Annotated in this window: 6 protein-coding genes; 1 reads left to right on the forward strand and 5 read right to left on the reverse strand. The window is 60.6% G+C overall.

Annotation, left to right across the window (positions count from 1 at the left end; all coding sequences use genetic code 11):
- The coding region (locus VJ604_RS08325; protein WP_324081494.1) for a class I SAM-dependent methyltransferase at positions 1–633 on the forward strand (633 nt) is incomplete at its 5' end.
- A gap of 185 nt (positions 634–818) precedes the next feature.
- Here the strand turns inward: VJ604_RS08325 and VJ604_RS08330 are convergent.
- The 5 genes from VJ604_RS08330 to VJ604_RS08350 form a co-directional block, all read right to left on the reverse strand.
- Positions 819–1,478, reverse strand: a complete 660-nt coding sequence (locus VJ604_RS08330; RefSeq protein ID WP_324081496.1) for an acetyltransferase — start codon at positions 1,476–1,478, stop codon at positions 819–821.
- A 39-nt stretch (positions 1,479–1,517) separates the two neighbouring features.
- Positions 1,518–2,609: a DegT/DnrJ/EryC1/StrS family aminotransferase gene (locus VJ604_RS08335; protein ID WP_324081498.1), complete on the reverse strand. Its 1,092-nt coding sequence runs from the start codon at positions 2,607–2,609 to the stop codon at positions 1,518–1,520.
- A gap of 58 nt (positions 2,610–2,667) precedes the next feature.
- Entirely contained in the window at positions 2,668–3,720 is a 1,053-nt protein-coding gene (locus VJ604_RS08340; protein ID WP_324081500.1) for a glycosyltransferase family protein, read from the reverse strand.
- A gap of 119 nt (positions 3,721–3,839) precedes the next feature.
- Positions 3,840–4,430, reverse strand: a complete 591-nt coding sequence (locus VJ604_RS08345) for an acyltransferase (protein ID WP_324081503.1) — start codon at positions 4,428–4,430, stop codon at positions 3,840–3,842.
- Between the two features lie 56 nt (positions 4,431–4,486).
- Positions 4,487–5,297, reverse strand: an 811-nt coding sequence (locus VJ604_RS08350) for a glycosyltransferase family protein (RefSeq protein WP_324081506.1), incomplete at its 5' end; no start/stop codon positions are given.

The raw sequence follows: 5,297 nt of genomic DNA on the forward strand, positions 1-5,297 counted from the left end.
GAAGCCTATTCCATAAACCATCATCCGGATCCGGACATCAGCAGATTGATGAGGAGCCTGGCTGTTCAACGCGTCATCCACTCCCTCCGGGCTGAAAAGCTTTTGCGTAAGTCCCCCCCCAGGTCCCTTGATGAAGGTGCGGGATTAGGCATACTGGTTCGTCTTTTGCGGGATGATGGCTATGATGCGTGGGGACATGATCCTTACGCCGCCCCCGTTTTTGCTGAACAATATATCTCACGTGATTTGCCGACTGGGTCCTTTGACCTGATCACTGCGATAGAAGTTATAGAACACACTGTCGAAACGATCGATTTTGTTAAAGAACTGGCAGGAAGGCTTAGTTCTGAAGGTACCCTCCTATTAACTACCGAACTGCATGATTCAAGGCGTTTCCCTGATCCATTGCAGTGGAGCTATTTAGCTCAAGAGTACGGTCAGCATGTATCCTTCCTTTCGTCGAAAGGCCTTCAAGCCATTGCTGATAAGACGAACCTGTACTGGTGGGCAAGTTTGGAATTCGCCGGCAGTAAGTGCATCCATCTTTTGTCGAAAAAAGCTCCTTCGCGTTGGAGCCAAATGCGTTTCCTCCGCCGTCATGCACGCTGCGAAAAAGTTTTCAAAAAAGGATAAAGCAGAATAGGCCAGTGTTTGGTGAGAGATGTGGGCTAAATGGAGAACGCCACAGGCAGAAACATCCTCCGCAGAAACACAATGGAGGACAGAAGATAACGGAAAGGGGGCCCTCTTGCGAGAGCCCCCTTTTGTTCTGTCAGGTCTGGCTGATTTTCTTGAGCCGCTTCAAGCGGCGTAAGGTCCTAATGCTGCCCCTGCCTGCCGGCTGCAGCGAGCCTTCTGGCGGGGACCCCGACGTAGGTGGCGTCCCCCCCAGTGATATCCTTGACCACCACCGCCCCCGCGCCGATCATCACCCGGTCGCAGACCTTGACCTTGTCGATGACGGTGGCGTTCACCCCCAAAAAGACCTGGCTGCCGAGATGGGAGCGCCCCGAGATCACCGAGAGCGGCGCCAGGTGGCAGAAGTCGTCCAGGGTCGATTCGTGCTCCAGCACCGAGCCGGTGTTGAGGATGTTGCCGTTGCCGATGCGGGAGACGGGGCCCAAGTGGCAGCGGTGGCAAATCAGGTTGGCGTCGCCGATGGTGGCTGAAGCGGCGAGGTAGGCGCCCGGCGCGATCAGGTTGGGGAGCTCGAAGCCGAGTTCCTTGGCGAGATGATAGTGGCGGGCACGCTCGGCGTTGTCGCCCAGCGCGAGGAAGAGGGCGGTGACACCACTCTCCTTGAAATGTGGCAGGTCGGCAACGGTGCCGACCACCTCCACACCGAGGATGGTCTCCTTACCCCGCAACGGCTGCAGATCGACGATGCCGACGATGTCGTAGGCATCTCCCTGCTCCTGAAGGATGGACAACAGCGCCCGGCAGTGTCCGCCGGCCCCAACAACCAGACATTTCTTCATAATGACCTCAGCTCCAGGTTAGCTCCCCCGCGCGCCAGCTCAGGCGAAGAACTCCTTGATGCTCCGGCAGACCTTATCGACCTTCTCGCGCCCCAATTCCGGCCAGCTTGGGAGATTGATGCCGCGCCACCCCAGGTTTTCCGCCACCGGGTGCCGCTGGAACTTGCCGGCGTACATCGGCATGGTGTGCACCGGGTAGAAGAGCGGCCTGGTCTCGATGCCGGCCTCGGCCAGGTGCTGCATCAGGGGATCGCGCTGGCCCGACTCGGGGACCAGCAGGGAGACCATCCAGTAGGAATGGCGGACGTCCGGCGACTCCTGGTGGATCTCCACCGGGATTCCGGCGAGCCCCTCGCGGTACCAGCCCGCGATCTCCCTCTTCTTGGCCAGGAAGACATCGGCCTGCTCCAGTTGGGCAAGGCCAATGGCGGCGCAGATGTTGGTCATCCGGTAGTTGTAGCCGACCACGTCGTGCCAGTACTGGCGGTGCTTGGCCAGCCCCTGCCCCTTGAAGTGGACACTTCTGTCGAAAAGGGTCTCGTCGTTGGTGACCACCATGCCACCCTCGCCGGTGGTGATGGTCTTGTTGCCGAAGAAGCTGTAGGTGGCGATGTCGCCGAAGCTTCCCACGTGGCGCCCCTTGTACAAGGAGCCGAAGGCCTCGGCGCAGTCCTCGATCAGGAAGATGCTGCGCTCGCGGCAAAGCTCCACGATGGGGTCCATGTCGCAGGGGTGCCCGTAGAGGTGCACCACCATCACCCCCTTGGTCTTCGGGGTGAGCTTCCTCTTCACGTCCTCAGGATCCATCTGCCAGCTGTCCGGAAGCGAATCCACGAAGACCGGGGTGGCCCCGGTGTAGACGATGGCGTTCACCGAGGAGATGTAGGTCAGGGTGGGAACGATGACCTCGTCGCCGGGACCGATCCCCAGGGCGACCAGCGCCAGGTGCAGGGCGACGGTGCCGTTGGAGACGCTGGTGCCGTGCTCGACGCCGGTGTACTCGCAGAACTTCTGCTCGAAGGTGGTGACGAAGGCCCCCTTGGAGGAGATCCAGGTGGAATCAAGGCACTCGTTGACGTAGGCCTTCTCATTGCCGCTCAGAGACGGCTGATAAACAGGAATGCTGTACATGCTCTCCCTCGCTGGTTGATGACTGGTTACGGTCGCCGCTGTGCGGCCGGCGGAAAAGCTATTCCATCTCGATGGTCAGAGGACTCTGCAGATCTCGGCGCAGCAACTTTTTAAAGAGCCGTTCAGGAAGCAGCCCGCGCAGTAACGGCTGCCCCAGGATCGCCGGTTGCGGTTTATCCACGGTTATCTTCATCTGGTACCGCTTGTGGGGGTAGGTGCGGGCAAGCACCTCGATCCTGAACCGGTTGCTGCGGTGAAGCAGGGACAGCTCCCGCAGGAAGGAGCGCTGGGCCGAAAGCAGGATTCCCGCGTCAAGGGCTGCGATGTGCATGACAAAACGCTTCCTCCTCGCCTCCGCAAGGGGTAGCTCGCGGCAGTTCCCCTCGCCGTCGACTATCTCGACGCGTGAGGGTGCCCACATCTGGGACTCCCAGTTGTCCACCGGGTGCAAAATGGCGGTCAAGGTATCGGCGAAGACCCGGTATCCTTGAGCGCGGGCGTCGTGGCACATGCCGACCAAGAGCCCCGTCTCGTACGGCCCCCGGAAACGGATGCCCGCATCGAGGATGGCGCGCCTGAACAGCACACAGCTGCCGACCGAACTCATCTCCATCAGTCCCATCGGCTGATACGCGGAGTGATAGGGGGTGTTGTTGGTCCAGGCGACGCCGTCCAGGCCCCGGAAGCCCCAGGTATCGTAGAAAAGCCCTCCCAGGTAAATGATGGGGGCCACCACGTCCACCCGGTGCTGAAGAAGCCTGCGCAGCAGTTCCGGAGGGAAGCAGAGGTCCGCCTCCAGCCAGAGCATGTGCGAATACTCAAGCGAGTCCGGAATGAGGGCGAGGCAGGCGTTGCAAACCCTCGCCCAGCGCTCGGCGCGGTCCTGGATCTCGGCGGTGTCCCCGACGTCCTCCCTGCCGATGATGATCCGAGGGTCATCCGCGGCCCACTGCACAAGGTACTCCCAGCTGCCGTCGCTGCTGTCCCCTTCCAGGATGCAGAGGCGCCAGTCCAGATCCCCCTCAAGGGACAGCGACTCCAGCTGGCGCCGGTAGGATGGCAGGTAGGACATCCCATCCCGTACTAAGGAACAGATGACGACCAGTGGCAATTGGCCTCCTGTGATACTCCGCGGCAGGGCGCATCGTCGATGAAGGCCCCGCTGCTTGCGAACGGTGGTTACGGTGACATCAGCCGCTTACGAACGGCGTCAGTAGAGCCGGGCGGGCCCTACGCCAGCGCATTATCTTCTGAAAACTGGGATTCCAGCTCCAGGATGCGCTTTGATCTTCTCTTCAGGCGCTTGGCGGGAGTTCCGAAAAAGACGCCCCAGGGTTGAAGGGGCTTGGTGACGAGGGAGAGTGCCCCGACTGCGGACCCCTCGCCGATGGTCACCCTGGGCAGCACCACTGCTCCAGAGCCGATGATCACATGCCTTTGCAGCAGGACCCGCCCCTCGATGACGGAGGTGAATTTCTCCGGCACCGTCGGGTTGGTCATAGAGTTGCCGGAGTAGTCGTCGGTCTTGCTGTAGATTCTCACCCCCTGGGAAAGCCCGCAGAAATCCTCGAGGGTGATCCCGGCACCGGCGGAAAGGTAGCAGTAACCGCCAATATGCACAAAGGAGCCGATACTGAGCGCACCCCCGGCTGCAAGGATGGTGCAGAAATCGTCGATGCGGACATTGTTCCCGATGGAGATGTTGGGAAGGCCGACTATGGTGCAGGTCTTGGCAATCTGGACGTTACTGCCGACGGACTTGAAGCCAAAGCCGGCCAGTTCTTCCTCGTGGTAGTAGCCATGGTCAAACGGGTTGCTCATAATGAATCCTTTCCTCCTCCTGGGTCTCGGGGCGATGGCACCTTAAGCACCCGAACCTAGCCCACTTCCGCGGACTCTTCGATCTCGATCGTGAGGGAGGTACGCAGCTCCTTCTGTAGCTTCTTCCTGAGGATTCCCCTGGGTATCAGCCTGGTCACCGGATTTTTGAAAAACACAGGCTCCGGGTCGCCGATGTGGACCTGCATCCGGTACAGCTTGCGGGGATAGGGCCTTGCCTGCACCTCAACGCTAATCCGGTTGCTGCGGTAGCGCCAACAGAGGTTGCGCAGGAAGGCGCCGTTCGCCTGGAGCATCATGTTGGGATCCAAGGCGGCGATGTGCATCTCCAGCCCGAGCCCTCTCGCCTCCGCCAGCGGCATGTCGGCGGCATTCCCCGAGCTGTCGATGATCACCAACTGCGACGGGCGCCACATCTGAGCTTCCCAGTTGTCCACCGGGTGCAGGATGGCGGTCGAGGTATCGACAAAAACCCGGTAACCGAGTGCTCGCGCGTCGTGGCACATCCCGACCAGCAGGCCGTTCTGGTAGGTTCCCTGGTAGCGGACGCCGGCGTCCAGGATGGCGCGCCGGAAAAGCACGCAGCTTCCTACTGAGCCCATCTCCATCAGGCTCATGGGTACATAGTCGGGGTGGTAGGGGGCATGGTTGGTCCAGGGATTGCCGTCAATATCCCGGTACCCCCAGGTGTCGTAGAACAACCCTCCGAGCCAGATCATAGGGGCTACCACGTCAACGTCATGAGCGAGCAGGCGCCTGAGAAGCTCGGGGGGGAAGCAGAGATCCGACTCAATCCAGAGCAGGTGGGAGTAATCAAGGTCCTCGGGCACTAACGCGAGGCAACTGTTT

It is taken from the genome of Geomonas sp. (assembly GCF_035254065.1).
In the GTDB taxonomy this organism is placed as follows: Bacteria; Desulfobacterota; Desulfuromonadia; order Geobacterales; family Geobacteraceae; genus Geomonas.

Excerpts from the sequence above, each read along its gene's own strand:
- VJ604_RS08330 (WP_324081496.1), bottom strand. The coding sequence starts at position 1,478 with ATGAAGAAATGTCTGGTTGTTGGGGCCGGCGGACACTGCCGGGCGCTG.
- VJ604_RS08335 (WP_324081498.1), bottom strand. The coding sequence starts at position 2,609 with ATGTACAGCATTCCTGTTTATCAGCCGTCTCTGAGCGGCAATGAGAAG.
- VJ604_RS08345 (WP_324081503.1), bottom strand. The coding sequence starts at position 4,430 with ATGAGCAACCCGTTTGACCATGGCTACTACCACGAGGAAGAACTGGCC.